At 31.1% G+C, this 1355-nt stretch carries 1 protein-coding gene; it reads right to left on the minus strand.

All coding sequences use genetic code 11. The features are described 5' to 3' along the window. On the minus strand, positions 1-1224 hold a 1224-nt coding region (locus tag AC1DUA_RS37845), incomplete at its 3' end, for a Spaf_1101 family AAA-like ATPase (RefSeq protein WP_477504602.1). Between the last annotated feature and the right edge of the window lie 131 nt (positions 1225-1355).

Genomic DNA, 1355 nt, shown 5'->3' on the forward strand with positions numbered 1-1355 from the left:
GTCATTATAGGCACAACAAAATACAAGGTAAATTTTACGATGGCTTGAAATAAATTTCAGCTTTTTCATATCATCCGATTGCAATGTTAGAATACTCTCAATTAAGTTAAGAATAGTGCTTTTACCGGTCCCTCGACCACCAATAATACAATTTAAATCTTTTGAAAATTCAACAATACACAGTTCGCTTGAATCCCCTTCTTGAGATTTTAGGAATCCGCTCCGACCAGGCTCCACAACCAACCCTTTGATAAATTTATCAACTTTATTCGGTTTATCGGTATAGATACTAATTTTATGATTATTAATGGCATTTTTAAGTGCCGCGAATGATATCACACTAAACTTAATCCAAGTATTTTTCTTACCTAATGTAGCAATCTCATGTGAATCGCTTTCATAAATAAATCCTATTTTACTTATCGTATCTTTGTTGTATTTAATAAGCCGTTGGATGACACTCTGCTTTGCGCTTAATGTTGTAATTCCAATTACTTTCATGTCTTTTCTTGCAAACAACGTCTTATTGTAACCTTCACTTCCTAATAACTTTGAAGAGTTGATATGTGCTAAATAACTAATTCCATCTAATTCCTTGGCTATTCTTTCGCTTATTAAATGGCTTGTGTAATACGTTCCGTCTACTTCGTTTATGATACATTCGTCAAGAAATTTCTGAACCTCTACATATTTTTTCTCATCAAAAATAGCTACAAGGTGATTTTTTTCTGAACAGGAAATTTCTACACCGAGAAATAAATGGATACGTTTTTGGTCCTTCCCTTTCAACCTCTCCTTAAAATAAAAATCTAATGCATGCTTTAATTTCGGAAAACCATTAATCGTATTATGGTCAGTTATGACAGCTACCTCAATCTTTGATCTATAAAGTTTGTGAGCAATTAGGCAGTATGAAAAAAACTCCTTAAATGAATCATAAGGCATTCCATCTTTGTTTAATTGTTTTAAGTAATCTTCAGAACTATAATCATCAATTAGTTCAGCTATTTTATCTGCCGCATCTTCGGAAATATATTGTTCATTAACACCAATCTGTATTATTTCGGTAATATCTATCTCATTATATTCGCGGTCTTCAATAAGCCTATAATCATGAGAAGCTGGAGTATGGAAATGCACTTCACATTTTTTAAGTTTCCCATATTTCCTACGGGATTTTTCAATGAGATCATATACTTTATTTAACCTTCGATTATCTTCCATATTTTATCTCCATTGGCTAAAGTTATGTTTCATTAATAATTATATTTGCTTTTCGACCTTAATAATAGAATTTTTTTTTAATGATAATATATACAACAAAAAAGATCATTTATCATAATGCCCCTTTATTA

The organism is Paenibacillus sp. 01T422, from assembly GCF_056398785.1.